The sequence below is a fragment of the Streptomyces sp. NPDC046821 genome (assembly GCF_040645335.1).
Taxonomy (GTDB): Bacteria; Actinomycetota; Actinomycetes; order Streptomycetales; family Streptomycetaceae; genus Streptomyces.
In genome coordinates this window covers 347,101-371,672 of record NZ_JBEYYB010000001.1, presented here as the reverse complement: position 1 = coordinate 371,672, position 24,572 = coordinate 347,101, and the positions used below count along the sequence as shown (strand labels likewise).

General features: G+C 70.7%; 18 protein-coding genes. 4 read left to right on the top strand and 14 right to left on the bottom strand.

What is annotated here, in order from left to right; all coding sequences use genetic code 11:
* Positions 1-192: 192 nt before the first annotated feature.
* Complete coding sequence (locus ABZ893_RS01800; RefSeq protein ID WP_361395096.1) at positions 193-2,343, top strand: MMPL family transporter; 2,151 nt, start codon at positions 193-195, stop codon at positions 2,341-2,343.
* A gap of 44 nt (positions 2,344-2,387) precedes the next feature.
* On the opposite strand, the gene ABZ893_RS01795 is transcribed toward ABZ893_RS01800, so the two are convergent.
* Positions 2,388-3,047 (bottom strand): YceI family protein, encoded by a 660-nt coding sequence (locus ABZ893_RS01795; protein ID WP_361395093.1) that lies wholly within the window; start codon positions 3,045-3,047, stop codon positions 2,388-2,390.
* Positions 3,048-3,393: 346 nt separating this feature from the next.
* Here ABZ893_RS01795 and ABZ893_RS01790 point away from each other — a divergent pair, with 346 nt between their 5' ends.
* Positions 3,394-4,839 carry a glyceraldehyde-3-phosphate dehydrogenase gene (locus tag ABZ893_RS01790; RefSeq protein WP_361395090.1) on the top strand — a complete coding sequence of 482 codons (1,446 nt, stop codon included), beginning with the start codon at positions 3,394-3,396 and terminating at the stop codon, positions 4,837-4,839.
* An 80-nt stretch (positions 4,840-4,919) separates the two neighbouring features.
* Here the strand turns inward: ABZ893_RS01790 and ABZ893_RS01785 are convergent, their stop codons facing one another.
* Together ABZ893_RS01785 and ABZ893_RS01780 are read right to left on the bottom strand one after the other, a co-directional pair.
* Positions 4,920-6,278, bottom strand: coding sequence for an aminopeptidase P family protein (locus ABZ893_RS01785; RefSeq protein WP_361396063.1), 1,359 nt, complete (start codon positions 6,276-6,278; stop codon positions 4,920-4,922).
* 146 nt (positions 6,279-6,424) lie between these two features.
* Positions 6,425-8,221 carry an acyl-CoA dehydrogenase gene (locus ABZ893_RS01780; protein WP_361395087.1) on the bottom strand — a complete coding sequence of 599 codons (1,797 nt, stop codon included), beginning with the start codon at positions 8,219-8,221 and terminating at the stop codon, positions 6,425-6,427.
* 197 nt (positions 8,222-8,418) lie between these two features.
* On the opposite strand from ABZ893_RS01780, the gene ABZ893_RS01775 reads away from it, so the two are divergent.
* Positions 8,419-8,847 (top strand): hypothetical protein, encoded by a 429-nt coding sequence (locus ABZ893_RS01775; protein ID WP_361395084.1) that lies wholly within the window; start codon positions 8,419-8,421, stop codon positions 8,845-8,847.
* A gap of 25 nt (positions 8,848-8,872) precedes the next feature.
* Here ABZ893_RS01775 and ABZ893_RS01770 read toward each other — a convergent pair whose 3' ends face one another.
* The 11 genes from ABZ893_RS01770 to ABZ893_RS01720 all read right to left on the bottom strand — a co-directional run bounded on the left by ABZ893_RS01770 (position 8,873) and on the right by ABZ893_RS01720 (position 23,251).
* Positions 8,873-9,322, bottom strand: coding sequence for an HIT domain-containing protein (locus ABZ893_RS01770; RefSeq protein ID WP_361395081.1), 450 nt, complete (start codon positions 9,320-9,322; stop codon positions 8,873-8,875).
* Positions 9,304-11,586 (bottom strand): toll/interleukin-1 receptor domain-containing protein, encoded by a 2,283-nt coding sequence (locus ABZ893_RS01765; protein WP_361395079.1) that lies wholly within the window; start codon positions 11,584-11,586, stop codon positions 9,304-9,306. The genes ABZ893_RS01770 and ABZ893_RS01765 overlap by 19 nt, the downstream gene beginning before the upstream one ends.
* Positions 11,583-12,671 carry a toll/interleukin-1 receptor domain-containing protein gene (locus ABZ893_RS01760; RefSeq protein WP_361395076.1) on the bottom strand — a complete coding sequence of 363 codons (1,089 nt, stop codon included), beginning with the start codon at positions 12,669-12,671 and terminating at the stop codon, positions 11,583-11,585. Before ABZ893_RS01760 ends, ABZ893_RS01765 begins: the two co-directional genes overlap by 4 nt.
* Before the next feature lie 122 nt (positions 12,672-12,793).
* Positions 12,794-14,293, bottom strand: a complete 1,500-nt coding sequence (locus ABZ893_RS01755) for a branched-chain amino acid ABC transporter substrate-binding protein (RefSeq protein ID WP_361395073.1) — start codon at positions 14,291-14,293, stop codon at positions 12,794-12,796.
* The gene (locus ABZ893_RS01750; protein ID WP_361395071.1) at positions 14,290-16,275 is read right to left on the bottom strand and encodes a hypothetical protein; all 1,986 of its coding nucleotides are present in this window, start codon (positions 16,273-16,275) and stop codon (positions 14,290-14,292) included. The genes ABZ893_RS01755 and ABZ893_RS01750 overlap by 4 nt, the downstream gene beginning before the upstream one ends.
* A gap of 243 nt (positions 16,276-16,518) precedes the next feature.
* Positions 16,519-16,995, bottom strand: a complete 477-nt coding sequence (locus ABZ893_RS01745) for a thioesterase family protein (protein ID WP_361395069.1) — start codon at positions 16,993-16,995, stop codon at positions 16,519-16,521.
* Positions 16,992-17,960 (bottom strand): 3-hydroxyacyl-CoA dehydrogenase NAD-binding domain-containing protein, encoded by a 969-nt coding sequence (locus ABZ893_RS01740; protein ID WP_361395066.1) that lies wholly within the window; start codon positions 17,958-17,960, stop codon positions 16,992-16,994. Before ABZ893_RS01740 ends, ABZ893_RS01745 begins: the two co-directional genes overlap by 4 nt.
* 2 nt (positions 17,961-17,962) lie before the next feature.
* Entirely contained in the window at positions 17,963-18,874 is a 912-nt protein-coding gene (locus ABZ893_RS01735) for a 3-keto-5-aminohexanoate cleavage protein (protein WP_361395063.1), read from the bottom strand.
* Between the two features lie 67 nt (positions 18,875-18,941).
* Positions 18,942-19,805 carry a TetR/AcrR family transcriptional regulator gene (locus tag ABZ893_RS01730; protein ID WP_361395059.1) on the bottom strand — a complete coding sequence of 288 codons (864 nt, stop codon included), beginning with the start codon at positions 19,803-19,805 and terminating at the stop codon, positions 18,942-18,944.
* A 142-nt stretch (positions 19,806-19,947) separates the two neighbouring features.
* Positions 19,948-21,915: a hypothetical protein gene (locus ABZ893_RS01725; RefSeq protein WP_361395056.1), complete on the bottom strand. Its 1,968-nt coding sequence runs from the start codon at positions 21,913-21,915 to the stop codon at positions 19,948-19,950.
* A 94-nt stretch (positions 21,916-22,009) separates the two neighbouring features.
* Positions 22,010-23,251, bottom strand: coding sequence for a glycosyl hydrolase (locus ABZ893_RS01720; RefSeq protein ID WP_361395053.1), 1,242 nt, complete (start codon positions 23,249-23,251; stop codon positions 22,010-22,012).
* Between the two features lie 225 nt (positions 23,252-23,476).
* Between ABZ893_RS01720 and ABZ893_RS01715 the strand changes: the two genes are divergently transcribed.
* Complete coding sequence (locus tag ABZ893_RS01715; RefSeq protein ID WP_361395050.1) at positions 23,477-24,523, top strand: LacI family DNA-binding transcriptional regulator; 1,047 nt, start codon at positions 23,477-23,479, stop codon at positions 24,521-24,523.
* Positions 24,524-24,572 lie beyond the last annotated feature (49 nt).

The following is a 24,572-nucleotide window of genomic DNA, read 5'->3' as shown; positions in this document are numbered from 1 at the left end:
GGAAGTGGAATTGCCACCCGGTATTTGCCTGTGCTCGGGAGTTCAGCAGGTGCGGATGGCGTACGTCGCTCGGGCCGTAGCCCGCGGGCGCCGCCACCTGAGTGGTCCGAACAGGGCTGATCCGCCTAAGCGGTGACGAAAGTCTCGAAACGGATAGACTCGCGCAACCCGACGGCTTGTGGGAGGCCCGAAATGCGGCGGTGGGCCGAGTTCGTTCTGCGGCATCGCAAGGCGGTTGTGGCGTTCTGGGGGATCGTGCTCATCGCCGGCGCGCTGCTCGCCGGGCACACGACGAACCGTCTGACCATCGACTTCTCGCTGCCGGGTCAGCCGGGCACGGTGACGGCGCACAAGATCGAGAGCACCTTCGGCAGCGGCGGCAACACCAGCCCGTACCTCGTCACCGTCACGATGCCCCCCGGGCAGACCATCACCGGCCATGAGGCCCAGGTCGCCGGGGTGTTCACGGCGATCGGGGGAGCGGTCCCGGGGCTGCGCGTGATCGACGAGGCCAACACCGGGGACAAGGCGTTCCGTACGAAGGATGACCGCACCGCGTACGCGCTCGTCTTCTACCGCTTCAACCCGTCGCCGAAGCAGCACCTGTTGACCGATCCGGTCCGCATGGTGGGGCAGCACGCCGCCCCGCCCGGCGCGACGATCGGCGTGACGGGCCATGACGTGCTGGCGTCGGGAGGCAAGGGCACCGGTGGGCCGGGCGTGCTGGGGGAGACCTTCCTCGGCGCGGCCGGAGCCCTCGCTGTGCTCGCCTTCGTGTTCGCGTCCTTCCTCGCCCTGCTGCCGCTGGTGGTGGCCGCGGTGTCGATCCTCGCCACGTTCGTGATGCTGCTGCCCATCACGTACGCGACGAATGTGTCGTTCATCGTGCAGTACCTAGTCGCCCTGATCGGCCTCGGCGTCGCGATCGACTACTCGCTCCTCTTCGTCACGCGCTGGCGGGAGGAGCGTGACCGCGGCCGGGACAACCACGAGGCCGTCGTCGTCGCGATGGAACGGGCCGGGCACGCCGTCGTGTTCAGCGGTGTGACGGTGGCCATCGGTCTGCTCGCGCTCGTCGTCCTGCCGGTCCCGTTCATGCGCAGCATGGGCTACGGCGGCGCGCTCATCCCGCTCGCCAGCGTCACGACGACGCTCACGCTGACGCCCGCGATCCTCGGCGGCATCGGCCCCCGCGTCGACTGGCCGAAGATCCGTCACGAGAACCGGGCGAGCCGCGCCTGGAGCCGGTGGACCGCGGGAGTGGTACGGCACCGCTGGATCGCGGCGATCACCGCGCTCGCCGCGCTCTTCGCCCTCATCGGCGTCTTCTTCGGCATCAAGATCGGCCTCGCGTCCTCGGCGTCACTGGCCAAGAGCGGACCCGCGTACGAGACGCTCAAGACGCTGGAGCGCGGCGGGGTCCCGACCGGTGCGCTGACGCCGATGGAGGTCCTGGTCAGTACCGGCCAGGCGCCGTCGACCGCCGCCCGCCTCGCGAAGGTCGGCGGGGTGAGCGGGGCCGTCATCGCCTCCGGACCCGCCGGCAACCGGGGCGGCCAGAGCATCGTCGTCGTCATCCCCGACAGCGAGACGGTGAACTCGAAGAGCGTCGACGTCGTCAAACGGGTCAAGAGCGTCGCGGACGGACTGCCGGGAGTCGTCGGAGTCGCCGGCATCGGCGCCGCGCAGATCGACTTCCTGAACGCGGTCTACGGCAACTTCCCGCTGATGCTCACGATCATCGCGCTGCTCACCTACGTACTGCTGGCGCGCGCTTTCCGGTCATTGCTCCTGCCGCTCAAGGCGGTGCTGCTGAATCTGGTCTCGCTCGCGGCGACGCTCGGCGTGATGGTGATCTTCTGGCAGAACGGCCACGGCTCGAACGCGATCTTCGGCATCGCTGCGACGGGGGCCATCACGTTCTGGATCCCCCTCATGGTCTTCGCGTTCCTGTTCGGGCTCTCGATGGACTACGAGGTGTTCATCCTGTCCCGCATCAGGGAGGAGCACGACGCCGGGCGGTCCACGAACGGCGCCGTCATCGAGGGCATCGGCCGCACCGGCCGGCTCGTCACCAGCGCCGCCCTCATCCTCTTCCTGGCCTTCGCCGCCCTCGCCTCGGGACCGGGGACCGACCTCAAGACCCTGGCCACCGGGCTCGGCATCGGCATCCTGCTGGACGCGACGATCGTGCGGATGCTGCTCGTCCCGTCCCTGGTGTCCCTGTTCGGCCCGTGGAACTGGATCCTGCCCCGCTGGGCAGCCCGCCCCCTGCGCGTCCAGCCGTCGTACCCGCACCCGGAGCAGGACGTTCCCGAGCCGAAGGCGACCGCCGCGGACTGAGGCGGGAGCGGATCCGCCTGAGCCGGGGGCGGATCCGCGTACTACTACTCCGCCGCCGTGGCCCGGATCGCGGAGATGTCGAACTGCAGACGGACCTTCTCGCTCACCATCGCGCCGCCGGCCTCGAGGCGCTGGTTGTAGACCAGGCCCCAGTCCTTGCGGTCGATCGTGGTCGTGCCGTCGAAGCCGGCGCGCTCGTAGCCGAAGGGGTCGACGACCGAGCCCAGGTAGTCGAGCTGCAGCTCGACGGGACGGGTCACGCCGCGGATCGTCAGGTCGCCCGCCATGAGGAACGTCTCACCGCCCGCGTGGGCGGTGGAGGTGCTGCGGAACGACATCTCCGGGTGCTGGCGCGCGTCGAAGAAGTCGGCGCTGACGAGGTGCGCGTCCCGCTGCTCCACGCCCGTGTCGACGCTGCCGATCCGGATGACGATCTCGGCGCGCGACGCCGACGGCCGGGCGCCGTCGAAGTACATCGAGCTGTCGTAGTCGAGGAAGGCACCGCGGACCGTCGTGACCATCGCGTGCCGGACGGAGAAACCTATGCGGCTGTGGGGACGGTCGATGGTCCAGTGACCGGTCAGGGCACGCAGCGCGGGGTTGAGTTCGTCACTCTGTGCGGAGCTCTGAGGGAAGGGCGTATGAGGGCCGGCAGCCGACGTCGGCTCGAGAGTCGCGGACTGGCGACGGCTGAAGATTCCCATGATGTGTCGTCGTCTCCTTCGGGTCTGGTCACTATGTGTTATCACGCGTTGGGTAAAGTCCCCCGAGTGAGATGGGCGTTCTCGTCCGAGTTATCGGCTCTGGCCTGCAAAGGTCCACAGAATCGCCACAAATATGAAGGCACTGACGGGTGGTCTAATATCACGCAGTGTGACGGTTGCGCGTGACTCTGGCGGTGTCGGTGCCGGTATCGGCGCGGGTGTGCCGATTGTGTCCCGCCGTGTTCCCGGGGAGGGGCCGGGGGGCTCCGGAGCGGTCGGCCCATTTGAACGATCAAAGTTGCGGCGCGTTAGCATATGAGCGCCGCCTAGCTCGAAAGACGAACCTGTGACTGCCAAAGACGACACGTTCACTGACTGGATGAACCGCGAGGAGATCGCGGAGTCGATGATTCCGATCATCGGGAAGATGCACCGGGAGCGTGACGTCACGGTCCTGATCCACAGCCGCTCCTTGGTGAACAAGTCGGTCGTGAGCATCCTCAAGACGCACCGCTTCGCCCGCCAGATCGTCGGCGAGGAGCTCTCGGTCACCGAGACGATGCCGTTCCTCCAGGCGCTCGCCTCGCTGGACCTCGGCCCCTCGCAGATCGACATCGGCATCCTCGCCGAGTCGTACCGCGCCGACGACCGCGGTCTGTCCATCGAGGCGTTCACCGCCGAGGCCGTCTCCGGCGCCACGGGCGAGAACAAGATCGAGCGCCGCGACGGCCGCGACGTCGTCCTCTACGGCTTCGGCCGCATCGGCCGCCTCGTCGCCCGCCTCCTCATCGAGAAGGCCGGCTCCGGCAACGGTCTGCGCCTGCGCGCGATCGTCGTCCGCGGCGGTGGCGACCAGGACCTCACGAAGCGCGCCGCGCTCCTGCGCCGCGACTCGATCCACGGTCAGTTCCAGGGCACGATCACCGTCGACGAGGCGAACGGCACCATCGTCGCCAACGGCAACGAGATCAAGGTCATCTACGCGAACGACCCGTCGGAGATCGACTACACGGCGCACGGCATCAACGACGCCATCCTGATCGACAACACCGGCAAGTGGCGTGACCGCGAGGGCCTCTCGCAGCACCTGCGCCCCGGTATCGAGAAGGTCGTCCTGACCGCTCCGGGCAAGGGCGACGTCCCGAACATCGTCCACGGCGTCAACCACGACATGATCAAGCCGGACGAGCAGATCCTGTCCTGCGCCTCCTGCACCACCAACGCCATCGTCCCGCCGCTCAAGGCCATGGACGACGAGTACGGCGTCCTGCGTGGTCACGTGGAGACCGTCCACTCGTTCACGAACGACCAGAACCTGCTGGACAACTACCACAAGGCCGACCGTCGTGGCCGCAGCGCGCCGCTGAACATGGTCATCACCGAGACCGGTGCCGCCTCCGCCGTCGCGAAGGCCCTGCCCGACCTCAAGGCCCCCATCACCGGCAGCTCGATCCGCGTCCCCGTCCCGGACGTCTCGATCGCCATCCTCAGCCTGCGCCTCGGCCGTGAGACCAACCGCGAGGAAGTCCTCGACTACCTGCGCGACGTCTCGCTGCACTCGCCGCTCAAGCGCCAGATCGACTTCACCAACGCGCCCGACGCCGTCTCCATGGACTTCGTCGGCTCGCGCCACGCGTCCATCGTCGACGCCGGTGCCACCAAGGTCGACGGCGACAACGCGATCCTCTACCTGTGGTACGACAACGAGTTCGGCTACTCGTGCCAGGTCATCCGCGTCGTCCAGCACGTCTCCGGCGTCGAGTACCCGACCTTCCCGCTCCGGAAGGTCTGACCGCCCCGGGCGGCACAGCCCTGAACGACCCGAGGGGGTCCGGCCGTTGACACGGCCGGACCCCCTCGGGGTTTACAGGCTCACGCGCCTGCCGGCGAGGCCATCCACGCCTCGACCTCGTCGGCCGAACGCGGCAGCCCCGCCGACAGATTCTCCGTACCGTCGGCCGTGACCAGGATGTCGTCCTCGATCCGTACACCGATGCCGCGATACTCCTCGGGCACCGTCAAGTCGTCCGGCTGGAAGTACAGTCCTGGCTCCACCGTCAGCACCATGCCGGGCTCCAGGACGCCGCCCACATACGTCTCCGTGCGCGCGGCCGCGCAGTCGTGGACGTCGAGTCCCAGCATGTGACCCGTGCCCGCCATGGTGAAGCGCCGCTGGAGCCCCAGCTCGAAGACCCGTTCCGGATCGCCCTCCAGCAGGCCCCACTCGACCAGCTTGCCCGCCATGTACCGTTGCGCCGCGTCATGGAAGTCGCGGTACGCAGCACCGGGCTTCACCGCCGCGATCCCGGCCTCCTGGGCCTCGTACACCGCGTCGTAGATCTGGCGCTGGAGCGGGGCGAACGTGCCGCTGATCGGGAGGGTGCGGGTCACGTCCGCGGTGTAGAGGGTGTGCGTCTCCACGCCCGCGTCGAGGAGCAGGAGTTCGCCGGGGCGTACCGGGCCGTCGTTCTGCTCCCAGTGCATGATCGTGGCGTGCGCGCCGGCCGCGCAGATCGAGCCGTAGCCGACGGCGTTCCCTTCGAGGCGGGCGCGGCGGAAGAAGGTGCCCTCGATCCAGCGCTCCGACGTCGCGATCGCCGTCGCCAACTCCCTTACGACATCGGTGAATCCGCGCACGGTGGAGTCGACGGCCTTGCACAGTTCGCCGATCTCCCAGTCGTCCTTGACCAGACGCAGCCCGGACAGCGCCTCTTCGAGTTCGGCGTCGCGCTCAGCGTCCGTCGTCACCGCGGCTTCGAGCGCCGGGTCGTGGCCGCGGACGATACGGGTGGGGGTCCCGGGGGTGGCCGAGAGTTCGGCGGCGGCGTCGCGGATGTCGCGGCAGGGCAGGCCGAGGAGCAGTTCGGACTCGGCGAGGCTGCGGCGCCGGCCCATCCACAGCTCGGACGTCATGCCGGTCCAGAACTCATCGGTGTCGCGGCTGTCCCGGGGGAGCAGATACAGGTGGATGTCGTGGCCGTCGCCGCCCTCGCGAGGCTCGAACACGGCTGCGCTGTCACGAGCTTGATCACCCGTCAGGTGCACGTAGGCCGAGTATGGACGGAACGGGTAGTGGCTGTCGTTCGAGCGGACCTTGAGCTTGCCGGACGGGACGATCAGGCGCTCGCCCGGGAACATGACGGACAGGGCCGCACGGCGACGCGCGGCGTACGGCGCCTGCTCGGTGGGCCGCACGTCACGCCGCTCGGTGTCGGCCCAGCCGGTGCGCATCAGGGCCGACAGCTCGTCGGAGAGGCCGCCGTAGAGGCTGTTCTTACGGGGGTTGGCGTTCGCCTCGGCCTTGCTCTCGGAGGGGTTCACGGGGCACCTTTCGGGTGGGCTCGCCGGTCAGCGTAGTTCTCGTCGGCGCAGGTGCGTCAGAACGCGTCGTCCGCGAGGTCGACGGCGGTACGGTCCAGGGAATCGAGCAGGCTGAACTGCGCCTCGGTACGCGGTAGTTCGTGCCGGAAGAAGTACCGGCAGGCGCCGCGCTTGCCCTCGTGCACGGGCTCGGTGCCCGGCGCCGCGGCGAGCAGCTGCTCCAGCCACATCCAGGCGACGACGACATGCCCGACGGCTTCGAGGTAGACGCTCGCGTTGGCGAGGGCGGTCTCCGGATCGCCGGTCGACCACAGGCGCTGGGTCACGGCGACCGCGCGGCGCACCGACGCGTCGAGCCGGGCGCCGAACTCGGCCGCCTCGCCGCCCGCCTCGGCCGCGCGGGCGGTCGTCACCGAGATCCGCTCCACGAGCAGCCGCAGCCCGGCCCCGCCGTCCATGACGACCTTGCGGCCGAGGAGGTCGAGCCCGTGGATGCCGTGCGTGCCCTCGTGAATGGGGTTGAGGCGGTTGTCGCGGTAGAACTGCTCGACGTCGTACTCGCGCGTGTAGCCGTAGCCGCCGTGCACCTGAATGGCGAGGCTGTTGGCCTCCAGGCACCACTGCGACGGCCAGCTTTTGGCGATCGGGGTGAGGACGTCGAGCAGCAGCCGCGCGGCGTCCCGGTCCTCGGGTGTCGTGCCGGTGCGCTGCTCGTCGAGCAGCCGGCCGCAGTACAGCGTGAGCGCCAACGCCCCCTCCACGTAAGCCTTCTGGGCCAGGAGCATCCTGCGGACGTCGGCGTGGGCGAGAATCGGGACCTGGGGAGCCGCCGGGTCCTTGGCCGTGACGGGGCGGCCCTGCGGGCGGGTGCGGGCGTAGTCGAGGGAGTGCAGATAGCCGGTGTAGCCGAGGGCGGTGGCGCCCAGGCCGACGCCGATGCGGGCCTCGTTCATCATGTGGAACATGTAGGCGAGCCCGCGGTTCTCCTCGCCGACGAGGTACCCGACGGCGCCCGGCGCGCCGCCCGGCCGATGGGCGCCCTCACCGAAGTTGAGCAGGGTGTTCGTCGTGCCCCGGTAACCCATCTTGTGGTTGAGGCCCGCCAGGACCACGTCGTTGCGCTCGCCCAGCGAACTGTCCTCGCCCACCAAGACCTTGGGCACGATGAACAGGGAAAGACCCTTCACACCGGGCGGCCCGTCCGGCGTCCTGGCCAGCACGAGATGCACGATGTTCTCCGACAGCTCGTGCTCGCCGCCGGAGATCCACATCTTGTTCCCGAAGAGGCGGTACGTCCCGTCGTCCCGACGCTCGGCCCGCGTCCGCACATCGGCCAGCGACGACCCAGCCTGCGGCTCCGAGAGACACATCGTGCCGGTGAAGCGGCCCGCCAGCATGGGCCGCACATACGTGTCGACCTGCTCCTTCGAGCCGTGCGCGAGAAGCAGGTTGGCATTGGCCATGGTGAGGAACGGGTACGCGGCCGTGCCGATGTTCGCCGCCTGGAACCAGGCGAAGCACGCGTCCGCGACCACCGACGGCAGCTGCCCGCCGCCCACGTCGTAGTCCATGGTGCTCGCGATGAGCCCCGAATCGCCGAAGACCCGGAGCGCCTCCTTCACCTCCGGGATGATGTGCACCCGCTCCCCGTCGAAGGTCGGCTCGTGGGTGTCGTTCTTCTTGTTGTGCGGGGCGAAGTGACGCGTCGCGATCTGCTCGCTGAGGTCGATCGCCGCGTCGAACGTCTCGCGCGAGTGGTCCGCGTACCGCTCCCGGTCCGTGAGCGCGCACACGTCGAGCCATTCGTACAGCAGGAATTCGAGATCGCGGCGGTTCAGCAGCAGGGATGCCATGCGTGTTCTCCAGGCGTACGGGGATGACGGGCGCTTCCGGCCCCGGGGTGACCGGACCCCACCGGGCAGCGTACTGAGCAGTTGCTTATACGGCCAGTAGGTGCCGGTGAGAAGACCGGGGTGGGGCGGGCGCCCCTGGGTAGTCTTCCGGCCGGGAGACGAGACCGAACGGGTTGTAAGGCCGAAGGGGGAATGCAGTGACAGCGGAACCGGTGCCGCGCGCCGCTCTGGACGACGGGCAGATCCGGCACCTCGAACTGATCCAGACCGTCGTGGCCCGCATGGGGAACAACTCGTTCCTGATCAAGGGCTGGGCGCTGACACTCATGGGCGCGCTGCTCGCCTTCGCCGCCCAGAACGGCAGCCGGACGATCGCGACCACCGGCTTCGTCCCCATCGTGGCGTTCTGGCTGCTCGACGGGTATTTCCTCTACAAGGAGCGGCAGTTCAGGCGTCTGTACGACCGGGTGCGGCGGTCGGGCGCCGAGGTTGAGCCGTTCAGCATGGACGCGAGCGCGGGCGCCGAGCGCGCCGGGACCCTGCGGGCGGCGGGCTCACTGACGGTCGCGCTGTTCTACGGCGGTCTCGCCCTCGCGCAGGGGATCGTCCTGCTGGTCGTGCTGTAGTCGGTCAGTCAGTCAGTCAGTCACGTCAGTCCTGTTCGGTGGTCAGTGCCTCGGACAACCGTCGCGCGGCGTCGTCCTGGACCCCGGGCGGCGCTTCGACGGGCGCGGGCCAGATACGTCCCATCCGGTCGTTCGCGAACCGCGGCACGACGTGGACGTGGAGATGCGGCACCGTCTGCGTCGCGGCGGCGCCCGACGACTGGATGACGTTGAGCCCGTCGGGCCGGAACACCGAGCGCACCGCGTGCGCGACCCTCAGCACCGACCTGCCCACCGAGGCCGCCGTCGGCTCGTCGAGGTCCCAGATGTCCTCCACGTGACGACGCGGGACGACGAGGACGTGACCGGCGTGCACCGGACGCAGCGGCAGGAACGCGATGACCTCGGGCCCGGCGCTGACCATATGGGCCGGCGCCGTGCCCGCGGCGATACGGCAGAAGGGGCAGGCGGGCGGGGTCACGCGTGGTGAGGCCATGCCGCGACAATACGGTTCACCAGAGCGTGCACCTCCGCCACGGTCCCGTTTGGCGCGTCCGCACTGCCCGGGTCCACCAGCGTGAGGGCCCGGGCCATGGCGAGGAACAGGTCCGGGGTGCTGTGCTCGTTGGCGAAGTTCACCAGGAGCCGGACCCGGAGCCTGAGCGGGTCGACGAGTTGCGTGACGTCGGGACGGCGCTCCGCCTCGACGTCCGTGAGCACGGCTTCCACCCAGCGCGTGTAGTGCGTGGCGTCGCGCAGGACCCGGGTCGCGGTGAGGGCCTCGATGAGGAGGGTTTTGTCGGAGACGGGCGGGGTCTGGGGCGCGGGCGTCGTCTCAGGTTCGGCCACCGGCTTCGCGGGCTCCGGCTCGGGCTCGGGCGTTGCGGGCTCGGTCACCGGCGTCGTGGGCTCGGGCTCGATCAGGGTGTCGGTCCCAGTACCCGCCCCGTTCTCCGAAGGCGTCTCCGGAACGGGTGGCGGGATGTGAACCGGCGGAACGTCAATGGGAGGAACATCAACAAGCATGTCCTGTACGGGAGTTACAGTCGAAGCCCCCGATTCCTCCGTCCCCGCCCCCACCCCCGCAAGCGAAGTGTCCCCCGCGTCGTCCCACTCGCTGAACGCCAGCGGAATGCTCCGTACGGCCTCCGCGTCGAGGACCGGAAGGTCACGGTCCGCCGCCTCGATCATGACGGTGGCGAGCCTGCGGATGAAGGCCGCTGCCTCCTGCTTGTCCTCGCGCAGCAGGTCGATGAGGTTGTCGGGTGCCTTGTTCCCGCCGAACAGCTCGGCGGAGCTGTACTGGATGGACGCGAGATCCCGGGGCAGCGGGCCGCGCGGCTTGACCCAGAACAGCGGCAGGACCGCGACCGGCTCCTGACCCGGTGAACGCCCGGCCCGCCGGGCCCGCTCCATCATCACGGCCCACTCCCGCCGGCACCACTCGCTCTCGAAGTAGTCCGCCGTGATCAGCGCGACCAGAAGCCGTGTGGAGCGGATCGCGTCGACCATGGGCTCGCGCCACGTGAGACCGAGGCGCAGACTGCGGCGGTCCAGGAAGCCCGCACTCGACAGGTTGCGGCCACGCTTGATGCGGAGTTCCTGTTCGAGTCGTTCATGGAACTCCGCGACGTGGTCCTGGTCGTCCTCGCGGTTCGCGTAACTGGTGAAGAAGAACGGGGCGTCGACGGGGGGCGGGCCGAGCACAGCGCGCTGCGGCTTCTTGGTCCCGTCCCAGTTCGCCGCCGCCGGGCCGATCAGGGCCTGGACGAGCCGTGCCTCCTGGCCGTCGGCCATCTCCTCAAGAGCGGCGGCGAGCGCCTGGAGGACGTCGGGGCGGTCGCGGCCGAGCGCGACGGAGACCAGGCCGACCACGCGCGTACGGATCGTCTCGGTCTCGGACGGCAGGCTCGGCGAGACCGTCGCGCGCCGGTCGATGGCCTTGATCCACTCCCGGTAGCTGCGCAGGTCCCGGCACACCGGAGAGGACAGCAGGGTGTCGATGAGGGTCTCGCGGTCCTGGCCGCTCATCCGGACGTGGCCCGACGGCGCCGGTGCGGGCCTCTCGGGCGCGGGCGCCAGTCGTACGGCGTCGGCGATCGCGACGCACACGGCGGGCGGTGTGCCCCGCCGGATCTGCTCGGCGACGGCGATGATCTGGCGCGGATGCCCTGCGAACGTACGGGCCAGTTCGTCAGCGACTGGCTGGCGGATGTCGGCCAACTGGCGGAAGAGACCGGCGGTTTCGGGCACGCCGAGGTCGCCGACGGGCAGGCGGGCCGCCGCGCTGTCCCATTCCGTGCCCGGCGGGCGCGACGTGACGAGGATCCGGGCCTCGCCGGACGGGAAGTGCTCCTGGATCTTGTCCGGGTCCGCGACGTTGTCGTACAGCAGCAGCCACTTGGCGTCGGGGTTCCCGGGGAGGTCCGTCCGCAGGACCTCGCGGTACCGGGTGTGCAGCTCCTGCATTCCGAGGTCGAGGAGCTCTCGCAGGCGGGCCGGGTCCCTTTCGTGGGAGCAGTCGAACCACCAGGCCACGCGGTAGCGCATCCGGTAGCGGTGGCCGTAGGTGATGGCGGCCTCCGACTTGCCGTACCCGTGCGGGCGGCCGACAGGGTCGTGGAGGAGGACCGCGCGATGCTCCTCGAACAGGTCCTGTATGGCGGCGATCTCCTCGTCGCGGCCGACGAACGGGGTCGCCTGGACCGGCAGGTTCGAGATCGGCGGCGGATCGGTGGCGGAGCGCCTCGACACGGTCACAGGCTGCCTCCCCCCGCGGGGTCACGCCGCCTCGCGGCCGCGGCGGCCATGACCACGGACCGCAACCGCTCGGCCTGCTCCGGCCCCGCACCCGGCAACGGCAGCACGTCGGCACCCCGTACGAGCACCGGCAGGGGCGCCGCGTCGATCTGTACGGCGACGAGCCAGGACGGATCGGACGCGGGCGGCGTGAAGGTGGCCTCCCAGTCGGTGGGGGCGGTGTCCCCGGCGTCGAAGTAACTGCGGGAGAACACGACCACGACCCGGTCGGCGGACTCCCTGGCCCGCGCTACCGCCTCCGCCAGGGTCTCCCGCCCGACGCGCCAGCGCCGTTGGCGGACGCTGTGGCCGCCGTCGCTCAGCACCTCCTCGATCCAGTCCGCCCAGGCCTGGTCGGCGCCGACGTAACTGATCGCGACCGAGCCGGGTTCGCGGGCCGCGCCCTCGTGCCGGGGCGCCGGCGGGTCCGGCGTCGTACGCGGGAACACGGCGGGCAACGGCGCGCCCTTCGGGGAGCCGAACGCGGGGACAGTGCCCTCCGCCTCGTCCGCCTCCAGCGGTTCGAGCCCGGCGCGCCCCGCCTCCAGGATGCTTTTGGCGAGCTGCTCGACGAACCCGTAGTACCGCTCGTCGGCGCCCGGGGCCGACGACGACACCAGGGATTCCAGGCCCTGTTGGCGGAGCCAGTCGAAGGCGCCGGGTCCGGGGAACGACTCGGAGCGGCGCACCACGTCCGGGACCAGACCGTCGGGGACGGGCTTCCAGCAGACCGGGATGAGACAGCCGGGCACCTGGCCGGCCCCGGTGGTCGCGTGGTGGCGCATCCGGGACTGGACGACCGCCCATTCGAGACCGCAGCCGCGGTCGTCGAAGTAGCCGGGGGAGTAGAGCGCGATCATGACGCCGGCCCGGGTGATGGCGCTGCCCGGCAGCGTGCCGGGGTGCAGCGCCGCGCCGAGGGCGCCGCTCACGCCGTACCCCTCCTGGGCCCGCAGCCGGTACTCCAGGTCCGCGTGGAAGCGGGTGAGCGCGGGCCAGCCGTCGCCCCGGGTGCAGCTCGTGTAGAAGAAAGCGGATGGATCCACGCGCCCCTCACAGACTGCGGTACGGGCCGGACGGTTCAACAGCATTGAGAATAGGACGGGTTGACCTTCCTGGGTACTGGGCGTAAAGGGCCTGGTGGGTGCGCCGGACCGGCGCTAGGGGGCTACTCGCCTGTGGCGGGCCGGCCGCCCGGCGCCGACACGTCGACCAGCTTCGACTCGCCCTTCGGCGTGAGCCGCAGGATCGGGACGGCCTTGTCGCGCGGGTCACCGTTGTCCTTGAAGGACAGGAAGCCGCTCGCCCCCGGCACCTTGCGGTCCCCGTCGAGCTGGTGGAACATCCGGCCGACCGAGGGCCCTGTCACCTTGCCCTGCCAGTTGGACGCCATCCGGATGCCCTGCGCCGCCGTGAGCACCGCGTCGTGGCTCATGATGTCCTGGCCGTCGTAACGGGCGTCACCGGGGAACCACTTGTCCATCAGGCCGCCCGGCTGGAAGTTGCCCGCCGAGGGCCCGGAGACGGCGCCCGGGTCGTCACGCCACATGTCCGCGTGGGCCAGGCCCGTGTAGAGGACGGTCACGCCGGTGTGCGCGGCGGCCTCCAGCTCCTCGGGCGTCAGGTTCGTCGTGTCGTCGCCGGTGAGGACGGTGAACTGCTGTTTCTGGCAGGCCCGGTTGGCGAGCGCGTCCAGGAAGTGCGACAGATGAATCCCACGCCCCGCGAAATACACGACTTCGGGCCGCTCCGTGCACAACTGCTCGGCCCTGTAGCGGAGTTCGTTGGGCCAGGCCGAGGGAACCGACGAGTCGTACGTGAACCGGTCCGCGACGAGACGGTGGTCCTTGTCCGGGTACTCCTCGGTGAACGCAGCGCCGAGCGTCGACGCGTAGAGATTGCTCTTGGCGGCGTCCTGGATGACGACGGCGGTACGGAACTTGCCCTTCTGGCGCTTGAGGTACGCGGCGCCGGCCCGCGCCTCGTCCGCGTTGGTCGGCGCGACCCGCACAAAACCCTGTATCCCGGTGATGTCCGTGGCCGTCATGATGCTGGAGACCGTGGCGATCCCGCTCTTCGACAGCTTGCGCAGCGCCGCGAGGTTCCGGTCGGTGCTCGGGCCGAGACCGGCGACGGCGACCAGCCGGTCCGGGGAGTCCTTCAGCGCGATCAGCTGGTCGACGGTGTGCTCCCAATGGACAGAGTTGCTCCCGGTGTTGGCGACGAGCAGCCGGATCTTCGGGGAGGCGGCGAGGTCGCCCCGGTTGTGCCGGAACTGCGCGAGATAGGCGCCTTCCAGCTCGTGCCGCACCGAGTCCTCGGAGTTGCTGTCGTCGTCGGTGACGGTGAACGACGTGAGATAGGCGACCGTGACGTACGGCTCCTTGCCGCTCGCGGCGCGGACCCGCTTGTTCTCGTCCGCGATCATCTTCTCTACGGGCTTCAGGTGCCCGGCGAACGCGAACGAGCCGTCGGTGACACCGACGCACTCCCCGTTCGCCCCCTCGTGTGTCACACCGGCGGCGCAGCGGGCCCGCGCGTCGGACACCTTGCCGGCGATCACGATCCCGGCGACCGTGGCCACGACCGCGAGCGCCACGGCGGCCGCCACCAGCTTCACCGTCCGCCAGGACCACTCGCGCCACCGGGGCCAGGTCAGCGGGCTCATGCCCCGCTCCCGAGCACCGGCGACGTACGGGCGGGTGTCGTGAGGCGGTAGCGCTCCGCCTCGTTGACCAGAGCCACGTTGTAGTTCCTCCACAGTCGGGACAGGTGCACGAAGCCGTCGGCGAGGACCGGGCTGAGCTGCATCCCCGGGTCCGTGAGCGGATCGCTCCACAGCCAGCGCGCCACCACCAGGTCGCGGATCACCGCCGGAACCGTGACCTGGTCGTCGGGGTCGGAAGGGGCGAACCGGGCGCGCAGCTCCAGCGGACCGCCGGGGTGGGCCAGCCGGTTGGGCGCCGCCGTGATGGTGTGGAAGGCGCTCAGCCATTCCTCCGTGTGCGCCGTGCTGCGCAGCGTCACGAGATAGTCGGCGACCTCGTCGACCTTCTCCAGGGCGAGCTGGTGGTACAGCTCCTGGACGCGGTCCTCCGCGTTCGCGTAGTGCTCCGCGAGGACTTCGTGCGCGGTGTCCCACGCGCCCGCGCGCCCCGCGAGGTGCCACAGCAGCATCCGCCGCAGCCACGGATGGAGCGACAGCGATCCGGGAGTGCTGAGCAGCCAGCGGCTGCGGATGTCGGTGAACAGCTCCGCCCCGCGACCGAGGAGCTGCGCGCCCACGAACAGGTCGTCGGCGGCGGCACATTGGGCCAGGCGGTCGCGGTCCGCCGTGTCGAAGTCGGCCAGCAGGTCGTCCAGCGCGGCGTCCACGAGGAGCGGATTGCCGCCGCCGGTGGACACGGTGCGGTGCGGCAGGTCGCGCAGCCACAGATTCTGCTGGGGTCCGGGCACCTGCGGCACGTTCGGCCCGCCGAGCACCTCGAAGACCAGCTTCACGGCCTTGGGCAGGCCGCCGGTGAGCCGGTGGACGAACGGCGCGAGCGTCGTGAACGGGGTCAGCTCGGGGTGCGACGTGAGCTGCTGCTCGACATGGATACGCACCTCGTCACGGTCCAGGTCACGCATCCGCAGCGGATACCACCATGTGTCCTGGCCGTCCCCGGACGGGCGGTGGGCGTGCCAGTCCGCGAGCGAGGCGCGGTCCGGCTCGCGGGGCTCCCACGGCCACTCCTCGCCGGTCGCCGGGCCCCAGCGCGGCAGCCAGCGGTTGCAGCCCGCGACGACCGTCAGCGGGTCGCACGGGCGCCCCCCGAGCACCGTGTCGTCGTGCCGCGCCTGGACCAGCAGATCGAGGAACGCGCGGCCGTGGTCCGTGTGCGCCTCGTCGAGCAGCAGCAGATACGAACGCGGCCGGAAAGGTCCCTTGACGGCGGCGCGCAGGTCCTCCAGGAAGGCGGAGCACAGCAGTTGGTCGAGCCGCAGCTTGTCGCGCTCGTCGCCCTGGTGGCGCCAGCGGTTGAGTTCGAGCAGCACCTCCCACGGGTCGGTGCCGTGGGTGAGCCGGTGCTCGCCGTACCACGCGGCGGTCGAGTTGTCCCAGCGGCCCGCCCAGGGCCGCGCGGCCGGTCCGGTCGCCGTGCCGAGCAGCGACCGCGCCTCGGGGCTCGCGCCGTCGGGGGCGTCGACCGATCCATGAGCGACCGTCAGATACGCGGCCAGGTAGTCGCCGTGCTGCGCTCTGGCCCGTTTTTCGAGGTCCGTCAGCGCGCCCCTGATCCCGCGCTGCCCGCCGGTGAGGGCCTGGTGCGGAAGGTCCTGGTCGGAGGCGAGCAGCCCCAGGGCGAGCCGCGGGAAACCCGTGTGCCGGTAGTTCGGCAGATTGCGCGCCAGCTGCCGAGCGAGCAGCCCGAGCGCGTGGCGCGGCAGCAGCTCCTGTCCCGACGTGAACGCGACGTATCCGAAGGGGTACCGCGTCCCGAACTGCTCAGCCAGGACACACAGCAGCTCGCTCGTTCCGCTGCCGCGCGGCCCGAGCAGCAGGGTCAGCGGCCGCTCCGCCGCGCGGTCGAGCGCGAGCGTCGACTCCACGAGCGAGACGATGCCTCCGCGCCCTCGCACGCCGGTGACCGCAGAGTGCTCCGTCACGCCCCCGCTCCCTCGTCTCTAGGTGATCTGCAGGGCATCAGTCCAGCGACAATGCCACATCAGGCACTCTGTGACATCAAGTATTCAGGTTTCCCCCGGAGTTGGCCGATCTTTGCCGGGAGTGGCCGACGGACGGGTTCCGGTGCGGGGTCGCCGCACACATGCCGAAGGTGCCCCGGGGCCCTCAATCCGGGTCCCGGGACACCTAGCCGATCTCGGCGGGTCTACACCTCAGAGGCGGGTCTACACCTCCGAGATGGACCGGCCCGCCCACTCCGGGGCGGCCTCCGTCAGTTCGGTGAAGCGCTTGAGGATCTCGTCGGGGAACGGGACCGCGCGCCCTGCCTCCTGGTCGACGTGCAGGGCGAGCAGCTCCGTCGTGGCGACCGGCCGCGCGTCCGCCGCGGGCTGCTCGCCCGCGGCGCCGACGACGAACATCTCGTGCGTGAAGCGCGCCTTCTTCGCGGCCGCGCCCAGGACCCGGGTACGGATGGCGAGTTCCGCGCCCTCCGGGACGTCGTCGAGATAGCGGATGTGCGACTCGACCGTGTACAGGGAGCAGCCCGTGGACTCGCGGTAGCCCGAGTGCAGGCCCGTCTCGATCATCAGCGCGTCGGTGGCGTGCCCGAAGACGAGGACGTAGAAGGCCTCGCTCATATGGCCGTTGTAGTCGATCCACTCCGCGCGCACGGTGCTGTGGTGCAGCGGCAGGGCGGTCACTTCCCGCCCTCCGTCCGCCCGCCCGGCAGCCGGCCCGTCGCCCGCAGTACGTCGATGACGCCCTGGTCGCGCTCGGCCACCAGGTCTGCGATGGTGCGCCCGGCCGCCGCGTCGTCGCAGCCGCTGACCACGGCGTCGTACAGCTTCTTGTCCAGCTCGGGGGCTTCGAGGCGGGTCCACGGGGACTTCAGGGACGGGCCGAAGTGGTCCAGCATGTGCGCCATGCCGCCCTCGCCGCCGGCGAGCGCGAACGTCAGCATCGGGCCCATGAACGCCCAGCGCAGGCCGGGCCCCTCGGTGATCGAGTCGTCGATCTCCTTCACCGTGGCCTCGCCGTTGGCGACCATGTGCAGGGCCTCGCGCCACAGGGCTTCCTGGAGGCGGTTGGCGATGAAGCCGGGCACCTCGCGGTCCATCGTGATGACGGACTTGCCCGCGACCTCGTAGAAGCGGGACGACCAGGCCACCGCCTCCGCGTCGGTCTTCACGCCGCCGACGACCTCGACCAGGGGGATCAGGTACGGCGGGTTGAACGGGTGCCCCACGACGAGCCGGCCCGCGCCCGCGATCTCCGTCTGCATGTCGGTCATCGGGTAGCCGGACGTGGACGACGCGATGACGACCCCCTCCGGCGTCGCCGCGTCCAGACGGGCCAGCAGATCGCGCTTCAGGTCGAGCTTCTCGGGGGCGCTCTCCTGGACGAACTGGGCGTCCACAACTGCCTCTTCGAGGGTCGCGGTCACCGTGAGCCGGTCCCTGGACGCGCCCTCCGCGAGACCGAGCTGCGTCAGCGCGGGCCAGGCGGCGTCGACGAGGCGGCGCAGGCGGACCTCGGCGTCGGGCGCCGGGTCCCAGGCCTTCACGTCGTAGCCGCGGGCCAGGAAGTGGGCGACCCAGCCGCCGCCGATCACACCGGCGCCGACACAGGCGACCCGGCGGACGTCCTCGGGTGCGAGCGTTGCCATGGTCAGGCCTTCCCTTCCTGGATGGTGCGGGGCTTGAGGCCGAGCTTCTGCCGGGCCTCGTCCGGGGTGGCGACGCGGGCGCCCATCGCCTCGACGATCGTCACGGCGCGCTCCACGAGCTGCGCGTTGGTGGCCTTGACGCCCTTGCCGAGGTAGAGGTTGTCCTCCAGGCCGACACGGACGTGGCCGCCGAGCAGGACCGACTGCGCGACCCACGGCATCTGCATCCGGCCGAGCGCGAAGCTCGCCCACTGGGCGCCCTCCGGCAGCATGTTCACCATCGACTGCAGAACGCCCGGGTCGGCCGGGGCGCCCCACGGGATGCCCATGCAGAGCTGGAACACGGTCGGGTCGTCGAGCAGACCCTCGGCCAGCATCTGCTTCGCGAACCACAGGTGGCCCGTGTCGAAGATCTCCAGCTCGGGCCGCACACCCAGCTCCTGGATGCGCTTGGCACCCGCACGCAGCATGTCGGGGGTGGAGACGTACAGGTTGCTGCCGTCACCGAAGTTGAGGGAGCCGCAGTCCAGCGTGCAGATGTCGGGGAGCAGTTCCTCGACGTGCGGGAGCCGGTCGAGTCCGCCGACGAGGTCGGTGCCCGGCAGCTGCTTCAGCGGCTCGTCCGGGTCGACGACCAGGTCGCCGCCCATCCCGGCGGTGAGGTTGATGACGACGTCGGTGCCGGTCTCCTTGATCCGCTCGACGACCTCGCGGTACAGCCGCGGGTCACGCGAGGGCGCGCCGGTCTCGGGGTCGCGTACGTGGATGTGGACCTCGGCGGCGCCCGCGTCGGCCGCCTCGACCGCGGAGCGCGCGATCTGCTCGGGGGTCACCGGTACGTGAGGGCTCTTGCGGACCGTGTCGCCGGCGCCGGTGAGAGCGGCGGTGATGATGACGTCCTGGTTCATGGGCATGGGGACATGGCTCCTTTGGGCCGGAGGGCCGTTGGGGGCTGGGGGGATGTGGGGCGGGTGGGTCAGTTCATCCGGGGGAGTGAGCGGTGAGGGTGGTGTCGACGTACGCGAGCAGGGCCGCGTGCATCGCCTCGGCGTCGGTGCCGGGGGCGCCGGGGGCCGTGGCGAGGACCTGGGTGGCGAGGCCGTCGATCAGGGCGGTCAGCGCGAGCGCCGCCGCCTGCGGGTCGACGGGTCTGAACGAACCCTGCGCGATGCCGCGCCGCACCACGTCGGCGACGGTCTCGCGCCACTGCCGGTAGTACTCGGCGTGCAGGTCGCCGACCGCCGTGGAGCGCGCCGCCTCGGCCCACAGGTCCAGCCACACCGCCCACTGCCGCCGCTGCTGCGCGGTGCGCGGCGTCTGCAGGGCGATGAGTCGGCGCAGTTCGCCGGCCGCGTCGGACGCCTCGGCGGTACGGGCCGCCCGGTGCGCGGTGTCCTCGTCCATGCACCACCGCACGGACGCCTCGAGGAGTTCCGCGCGGCCGGGGAAGTGGTAGTGGATCGCGGCCGTACTGGTCTCACAGGCCTCCGCGATGTCGGAGACCCGTACGGCGTGGAAACCGCGCTCGGCGATGAGGCGGACCGTCTCGCGCACGATCTGCGAGGGGCGGCCCCCCTCGACCGGGACGGCGGTGCCCGACGGGCGGGCCGGGGTCCGGTGCCGGGAGCCCAGCAGACGACCCGCGTCCACCTGACCCTCGTCGGCGATCCGGGCCAGCTCGGCGGCCGTGAAACGGCGCGTACCGCTCAGGGACCGGGACAGCTTCGACGGGTCCATGACGATCCGCCGGGCGAACTCGCGCTGGCTCACCCCGGCGGCCGTGATCACTTCCCGTACCCGGGCGGCGATCTCGTCGCGGTTCTCGTCTCCGTGTCCGTGCTCCACGATCGACGACGCTAACCCAGCGTTGAGCAGATCTCAACACCTCGGCGAGTATTCATACAGTTCAAGGCTTGTATTGAGGTGCTGACCGGCGCATCAGTCAGGATCGCAACGCCTATCGCAACACCTGTCGCAACGCATTGCCTCAACACGTGATCGTCGTCGTCGCGGGCGCGCTCCGGGAACCGTCTTGCCCGACCGCCACGAGCCGCAGCCGCGTGCCGGCGCCGGTACCTGCCACCGACGCTCGCGGCACGCTCAGCACATACACGTCGTCGTAGATCCGCCCCAGCCACCTCCCGTCGCAGTCACGCAGTACGTCGTAGTGGCGGACGCCTTCCTCGGCGAGGCGCCACGACAGGAAGACGTGGGCGGTCTCCCCTTCGACGCACACGTCGTCGACGGTGAAGTCCTGCGGCGGAGCGGGAGGCTTCAACTCTGGCCCCAACAGGGTGAGTTCACCCACCCGCACCGCGCACGAGGTGGGCCGCGCGGACGACACCCGCAGACCCACAGCCGCGATCGTCCTTCCCCGGAACGCGGCAAGATCGTGTGTCGTCGTGTGCCACCCCGCCTCCGACGTGCCCGCCGCGAGCCATGTGAACTCCCGGGGATCGTCCTGGAACAGCAGCCCCACCTCCAGCGTGACCCCGTCCTCCGTGCCACGTGCGGTCACCGTCAGGCGCTCTGGCCCGGTCACCGAGAGCGCCGTCTTGTAAAGACGTACGGTCGTCGCCCCGCCGCCCGGCCCGACCTCGCCCGACAGAAGCAGCGAGGACCCGCCGTCGTACGCGAGCGTGTGGTCGAAGTCGACGGACAGGGGAGCGCCCGAGCCCTCCGCGCGTGTCCAGAACTGCCACGTCGGCAGCACGTCCTGGACGGACGCGTTGTGCCAGTCGCCGTCTGCCGCGCGCCGCCCGTCGAGGAAGAACGCGCGCCCGTGCCCGGTGTTGAAGCGTGTGACGAAGGGGAACGCGCCGATGACCGACCGCTCGGTGATGTGGTGCGCCACGCCGTCCCACGCCCGGTGGTCGTCCCGGTCGCGCGGCGTCTCGCGGTCGTGGGGGAGGAGGCGCCCGCTGCGCGTGGGATCCTCGTGCGGCCCCGACCAGTAGCGCCGCTCACGCCGGAACACCTCGCCCTGCGCGTCCAGGTCGTCGTGGTCCGGGGCGAGTTCCTTCACGAAGTGCGAACCGAACAGCGCCCAGCTCGTGCGCGCCGGCTCACCCGGCGGGAACAGCAGCCGGGGATCGTACTCGGGGTCGAAGCCGAACTGCTCGTTCTCCGTGCCGTGGAAGACGGTCGCGTACGGGTCCCGGCCCAGCTTCCGGGCGGTTGCCACCGAGGTCTCGACGCCCTCCGGTGTCATCCAGTAGTTCGCGAAGAAGCTGTCGGTGTGGTCGAGCCAGGGGGCGTTGTCGGTGTTGAGGTGGTTGACGTAGTCGAGGTGTCCGTCGGGCGTGATCGTGTCGTACCACTGGAGGTGGAACCCCTCCGGGGCGCGCTCGCGGAGTGCGCGCAGGAGGTCGGCCAGGAGGGCCGCCTGTGCGGGCGGTGTCTCGGCCTCGTGGTTGATGAAGTAGCCGTCGAAGCCGAAGTACGCGGCCATCTCGACCAGCTTGTCCGCCACGGGGAAGGAGCCGTCGGCGCGCTGCTCCAGGTACTCCTCGAAGTCCCCGTCGCGCGGCCAGAACCAGCAGCCCAGGCTGCGGACGCCGTTGCGGTGGGCGGCGTCCGTGTAAGCCGGGTTGGGCAGGTTGACCAGGCCGTGGGCAGGGTTGTCCGTGGGTGAACCGTCGACGGGCAGCCCGTGCCAGGAGCCGTAGAGATCCGAGTACTGCCAGAAGCGCAGCAAGCGGCGGGCGAAACCGTCGCCGTACTTGCGGGCGGTGAAGAAGGCGTTGTCGTAGTCGTAGGAGAGGTTCATGAGCTGCGGGCCCGTCGCCAGGTCCGGGTGGGCCTGCGTGGCGGGGAACGGGGCGATGCGCGGCGCGAGCGGGACCCGCGAGCGGAAGTACCGCGCCCACCGGTCCGACCCGGGACTCCAGCCCTTGAGCGCGGCGGCGTCATAGCCGTGCATGTACGGGCGCACGGCGGAGCGGTCGGCATCCATGGGTCAACTCCGGTGGGACAGCGGTCAGTTCAAGGGCCGAGTTCAAGGGCCGAGATCAGAGGGCGAAATCAGGGGCCGAGATCAGAGGCCGAGGTCAGGCAACGTTGTCAACCGTCACGACCTCGGTGATCCCGCGCGCCGCGAGATGGTCCTTGTCGTTCGCGAGGCTCGCCAGGACCGTCGTCGGGCGGACCCCGTCCGCCGCAAGCCGCGCGAACGCCTCGAAGACCGCTCCGCCCGGCGCGCACACCGAACGGTTCGGCGCCAGCTCGTCGTCGCCCGTGTCCACGACCAGAGCCGTCGTGCGCGGCGCCGGCGCGTGAAGCCGTCCCCGCCACCGCTCGGCGATAGCGGCGATGGTCTTGCCGGCCGGCTTCACCTCGCCCGCGTTCGTCAACAGGCCCAGCGAATACTCCAGTTCGGGGAAGTCGGCCAGGCCGCGGCTGACATCGTGCGAGCACCACCACGTGACGCCCCACAGATCCGGGCAGTCGAGCGCGGCCTCCACCGTCGCCTCCATGAACGCGGCCGCGTGCTCCGCCGGGATCAGCGGCTGCGGCGCACCCACCTCCTGGAGCCACACCGGCCGCCGCGGGTCCGGCGCCCACGCCTTCGAAAGCTCGATCAGATACGCCGCGAGCCCGGTCGTCGCACCGCCGTCGTGGCCGTGGCGCTGGGCCGTGCCGTTGAAGACCCAGGAGTGCACCGCCGTCATCGCGCCGAGCCGCGCCGCGTGCGCCGGGGTGAACGGCTGGTCGTCCTGGAACCACGACGCGTCGTACTCGGCGTGCATGTGGTTGAGTCCCGGCGCCCCCTCCTCGCACGCGGCGAGCACCCGCTCCAGCCAGCTCCCGGCCTGCTCCGGCGTGATGCGGTCCGGGTCCGGGTGCGGCGGACCGGCCGCGAACTGCGCGATCTCGTTGCCGATCGTCATGCCCAGGAAGTTCGGCCGGTCCGCGAGCGCGGATGCCAGGGTGCGGAGGTACTCCTGCTGCCCGGAGATCACGTCCGGGTCGGTGAAGATGTTCCGGCGGTGCCAGGTCTGCGTCCAGGTGGGCAGGAAGTCGAAGCTCGACAGATGGCCCTGGAGGCCGTCCACGTTGACGTCGAGACCGCGCTCGGCCGCCGCGTCCGCGAGTGCCACCAGCTGCTCCACGGCACGCGGTCTGATCAGGGTGCGGTTGGGCTGGAAGACGGGCCACAGCGGGAACACCCGCACATGGTCGAGGCCGAGCCCGGCGATCGCGTCCAGGTCGGCGCGCACCGCGTCGAGGTCGAAGTCGAGCCAGTGGTGGAACCACCCCTGACTGGGCGTGTAGTTGGCGCCGAAACGCATCACGGACTCCCGGATCTAGGAATCGAATCCCGGGCAGTCTGCCCTCAACTCGGCGTTCGCATCCAGCGTTTGCGCGGTTCCGCGGGATTTCTGCGGGACCCCTTGCCGAGGCGGCTTTAGCGCTTTAGTCTCCACGGCACTCAAGCGCTTTAGCGAGCCGATCGCAGCACCCCGGCGAAGCGGATCATCGCAGCACCCCGGCGAAGCGGATCCAGGAGACAGGTCATGCGGCGTACCCCCGCCAGACGCCCCACCATCAAGGACATCGCCCTCCGCGCGGGCGTGTCCGAGAGTGCCGTCTCCTTCGCGCTCAACGGCAAGGCCGGAGTCTCGGAAACCACCCGCGACCGGGTCCGCCGCGTCGCCGACCAGCTCGGCTGGCAGCCGAGCGCGGCGGCCCGCGCCCTGTCCGGCGAGGGCGCCGCCACGGTCGGCCTCGTCCTGGCCCGGCCGGCCAGCACGCTCGGCGTCGAGTCGTTCTTCCTGCAGCTCGTCTCGGGCATCCAGGAAGTCCTCGCCACGCGCCGGCTCGGCCTGCTCTTCCAGGTCGCCGAGGACCTGCCGGCGGAGTGCGACACGTACCGGCGCTGGTGGGCGGAGCACCGCGTGGACGGGGTGATCGTCGTCGACCCCCGCGCCGACGACCCGCGCCTGCCGGTGCTCGACGAACTCGGCCTGCCCGCCGTCGTCATCGGCTCCCTGCCACCCGGCGACGACGGGACGGGGCACGCCAACATCTCCAACCTGTGGGCCGACGACGCCCGCGCCATGGCCTCGATCGTCGACCACCTCGACGGCCTGGGGCACCGCAGGATCGCGCATGTCGCCGGTCTGCCCGGCCTCGCCCACACCCGCCGCCGCATCGCCTGCCTGCGCAGTGAGGCGGACCGGCGCGGACTCGACGTCTCCTCGTACCCCACCGACTACTCGGACACCGAGGGCGCGGAGGCCACCCGGCGCCTCCTCGACTCCGCCGACCCGCCCACGGCCATCGTCTACGACAGTGACGTCCTGGCCGTCGCCGGGCTCGCCGTCGTCGCCGCGCGCGGCATCCCGGTACCGGACCGGATCTCCCTCGTGGCCTGGGACGACTCCGTCCTGTGCCGCACGACGCACCCCACGCTGACCGCGCTCGTCCGCGACACGGCGGCGTACGGGCGGCGGGCCGCCGAGGAACTGCTCGCGCTGCTCGACGGGGGCGCGGCCCGGCGCGTGGAGGACGTGCTGCCCCGCCTCGAACCGCGCGGCAGCACGGGAGCCGCCGCGGGCTGAGCCGCACCACCGAACGCGCCACCCCCCACACGCAAGTCGCCAGGACAAC

What these genes read in the sequence shown, in the direction of transcription:
- ABZ893_RS01785 (WP_361396063.1), bottom strand. Translation starts at nt 6,278, where the DNA reads ATGCGCACCGGCTGGGCCGACACCGAGCGGCGTGACGTGCGGCCCACC.
- ABZ893_RS01720 (WP_361395053.1), bottom strand. Translation starts at nt 23,251, where the DNA reads ATGCGTTTCGGCGCCAACTACACGCCCAGTCAGGGGTGGTTCCACCAC.
- ABZ893_RS01800 (WP_361395096.1), top strand. Translation starts at nt 193, where the DNA reads ATGCGGCGGTGGGCCGAGTTCGTTCTGCGGCATCGCAAGGCGGTTGTG.
- ABZ893_RS01715 (WP_361395050.1), top strand. Translation starts at nt 23,477, where the DNA reads ATGCGGCGTACCCCCGCCAGACGCCCCACCATCAAGGACATCGCCCTC.
- ABZ893_RS01740 (WP_361395066.1), bottom strand. Translation starts at nt 17,960, where the DNA reads ATGGCAACGCTCGCACCCGAGGACGTCCGCCGGGTCGCCTGTGTCGGC.
- ABZ893_RS01770 (WP_361395081.1), bottom strand. Translation starts at nt 9,322, where the DNA reads ATGGCCTCACCACGCGTGACCCCGCCCGCCTGCCCCTTCTGCCGTATC.
- ABZ893_RS01795 (WP_361395093.1), bottom strand. Translation starts at nt 3,047, where the DNA reads ATGGGAATCTTCAGCCGTCGCCAGTCCGCGACTCTCGAGCCGACGTCG.
- ABZ893_RS01725 (WP_361395056.1), bottom strand. Translation starts at nt 21,915, where the DNA reads ATGGATGCCGACCGCTCCGCCGTGCGCCCGTACATGCACGGCTATGAC.
- ABZ893_RS01735 (WP_361395063.1), bottom strand. Translation starts at nt 18,874, where the DNA reads ATGCCCATGAACCAGGACGTCATCATCACCGCCGCTCTCACCGGCGCC.
- ABZ893_RS01755 (WP_361395073.1), bottom strand. Translation starts at nt 14,293, where the DNA reads ATGAGCCCGCTGACCTGGCCCCGGTGGCGCGAGTGGTCCTGGCGGACG.
- ABZ893_RS01780 (WP_361395087.1), bottom strand. Translation starts at nt 8,221, where the DNA reads ATGGCATCCCTGCTGCTGAACCGCCGCGATCTCGAATTCCTGCTGTAC.